This window comes from Candidatus Acidianus copahuensis (assembly GCF_000632495.1).
GTDB lineage: Archaea > Thermoproteota > Thermoprotei_A > Sulfolobales > Sulfolobaceae > Acidianus > Acidianus copahuensis.
On the sequence record NZ_JFZT01000030.1, the window covers coordinates 1 to 2,921 of the forward strand.

At 32.4% G+C, this 2,921-nt stretch carries 3 protein-coding genes; 2 read left to right on the forward strand and 1 reads right to left on the reverse strand.

Going from position 1 to position 2,921, the window contains the following annotated elements; genetic code table 11:
- Nucleotides 1–291 (forward strand): DUF1177 family protein (locus tag CM19_RS03930; protein WP_048099158.1); only part of this gene is annotated, 291 nt, incomplete at its 5' end.
- 23 nt (nucleotides 292–314) lie between these two features.
- Here CM19_RS03930 and CM19_RS03935 read toward each other — a convergent pair.
- Nucleotides 315–938 carry a helix-turn-helix domain-containing protein gene (locus tag CM19_RS03935; protein WP_048099159.1) on the reverse strand — a complete coding sequence of 208 codons (624 nt, stop codon included), beginning with the start codon at nucleotides 936–938 and terminating at the stop codon, nucleotides 315–317.
- Between the two features lie 259 nt (nucleotides 939–1,197).
- Between CM19_RS03935 and CM19_RS03940 the strand changes: the two genes are divergently transcribed.
- A complete protein-coding gene (locus CM19_RS03940) occupies nucleotides 1,198–2,805 on the forward strand; it encodes an amino acid permease (protein WP_048099160.1) in 1,608 nt (535 codons plus the stop codon).
- Nucleotides 2,806–2,921 lie beyond the last annotated feature (116 nt).

Consider the following 2,921-nt stretch of genomic DNA (forward strand, 5'->3'; position numbering starts at 1 on the left):
TCGTCAGATTTGACTCCTATGGACTTTAATTCTTATCACATAAGTACGTTAATTTCTCCATGGTTATATACGGAGAGCCCATTAATAGGAGTGGCTACTGTATCGAAATTCGCTATACCTGGATATGAGACTGGAGTTCAGAATATTTCCATGTTAGAAAACGCTGGTAAGTTTTGCGTTGAATTATCAAGGTTTATAAATAAAGGAGGTAGTGCGTTTGACGAAAAAGAGTTAATCGAATTAAAGAATAAACTTGGAGAGTCAAATTTACTAAAAGTTAAAAGGAAATGACTTATATGAAATAATTTATATTATCATGCATTATTTAAATAGTGTTTTATGATATTTCTTTCAGCTTTTCTTAAGTGGTATATGAACGTTACTGGACTTATCCCAAGTTCTTTAGAAATTTCTCTAGCATTTGCATTTTTAGGAAAAGAATAATAGCCCTTAGAAAATGCCTTGATAATTATTTTCTTCTGTATATTGGTTAATTCGGGAAAAGGGGAAAAACTTGTTAAGTCTGTTACTTGAAATCCTTTTATATGAGAAATTTCTTCTAGTCTCTCTCTGAACTTATCAATAACGTTATTCTTTATCAGGATTTTCCAATATTCAGTTCCTTCGAAATTGTACTGGCTTAGAATTGTTCCCTGATACTTTTTTACAATGTCTGAAATCGTATTATCTCTTCTACAGATACAATTTATTAGTTTGACTTCTTCTCCAAAGGTATTAACTATATATACATTGCTTTTAATCATTTTAATAAATTTTTTAGAGTCCTTTCCCCAAACTAAAAGTTGAGAATTATACACTTCCATATTTGGAAAATCTTCGTATATGGTTTGAACTTTAACATCAAAATTATCAGTTTTTTCCGTCCAACAACTTTCATGTAAAACCTCAATCCTTAAAATCTTAATTTCATCTTTCATGCTGTTATATTTTTTTGGTTAATTTTAAGCATTACCTTTAACGGCATAAAAGCTGCAAATGATAGCTTTATTTTATTAATAATATATTTTTAGTAAAAAAATTACTATATAATATTAGAACGGTTAAGGTACATATTTAAATGCTCTATTAACTATATCATTATAAAACAAGAATTACTTAAGTAGATAAAAATATATAGAGTGTGGGATCATTCTTATTATAATTAAGTTTTTAAACTGTTTCAATTTCTTCAATATGATGACTACAAAAAAATCTAACGAAAAAATTTTCGCAAGAGAGTCCTCTGGTCTGGTGAAGAATTTTTCTTCGTTCGATATGTTAACTTTTGTTCTGTCGTTCTCCTTGGGTTCTGGAATTCTTTTCTTCACGGTCGAAATAGTAGGAGAATATCCAGGTTCTATACCGATAATTTCATTATTAATAGATCTAATCCCGCTTTTTTCTGCAGCTTCAGTAGTGTATCTTTTAAGTTTAGTATTACCAAAGACTGGAGGTCAGTATGTATGGATATCCAGGATATTGAATCCCGGATTAGGATATTTTATTAACATTGTTATGTGGATAGGATATTGCATAATAATGGGCGACGTAGGATATATAGGTGCCTCTTTTATCTCTAGCGCATTAACAATTACAGCATATGTGACTCATAATCTAGGAATAATATCCTTAAGTAAGTCTTTCGCCAATCCTTTAGCTGATATTATAATAGCCATTGTTATAACTGTCGCGTTTTCGCTGGTGTCAATTTCTGGATATAAAGCATCGAAATACGCAATATATATAACTTTTTATTTAGCACTGTTGATTTTGATCATATTAGATTTCAATATGTTATTTAGTTCTTCATCCCAGTCCTCTATCCTGTGGAACCATGTGTTTGGAGGAACGTCCAAATCCTATGGAGATATAATGTCCTTAAGTGCTGCAAAAGGATGGACACAGAAATTGATTGCCCCAAGTCTCGCAGCTTCCGCCCTTGCATCAATTCCTTTAGTGTCTTCATGGAGTGGATTTAGTCACTTCAGTGGTTGGGGAGTAGGAGAGGCAAAAACTCCTAAGAGATCAATGTTTATGGCTACTTTTGGGGCTGGGCTAGTAGGATTTACCTTAATGACTTTAACTATTTATTCATATATTCATTTTTATGGATTGCCTTTTATATCTAGACTTGAGTACGTCTCATCTTCTGTTGGATTAACTCCATCTATACCTTTACTAGGAGCGGTATCAATAAGTAACATATACATTCTCGCGATAATTGCTAGTTTTATAATAGTAGTTTTCCCTATGAAGGACGTATTTCCTTCAATCATATTTCAATCGAGACAGCTAGTAGCTGCTGCCCTTGATAGATTACTCCCCGAGAAGTTGCTATACATCAACAAGAAAGGTCAGCCTATGATTGCTCAATTAGTAACTACTATAGCTATAGTTATATCGATAATATTTGTAAGTCCGCTATTACCTTTAGGTGTATTTGTTGGTTCAGACCTCTTTACAATATCTTTAGGTTTATTGCAGATATTTACATCCATAGCTGGAATACTTTTGCCAGTAAAACTTCCGGAAGTGTATAAACGAGCCGGAAAACCAATAAATATTGAGATAGGCAATATTCCATTGATCTCGATTCTTGGTGTAGTTTCCTTCTCTAGCTGGCTTTTCCTTCTGTCAGAATCAATACTCGGCGTGTTATCGTCAAAAGTTGGGCTAACAGTAATGCCAATTGTCTCAGCTATACTTGGGATTGTATTCCTGATATATGTAGGTTACATAAAGAAGCTTCAAAAGGAGGAAGGAGTAGATGTTTCTATCATTGGTGCTGAAATACCACCAGATTAGTCTTTTTTATAATAAAAACTCAATTTTTTATTTTTATCCTTGTATTTTATAATTATCAAGATCTTCCTTAGCCAACTTAATTAACGTCTCCTTTAATACTTCTACCCCTTTATACG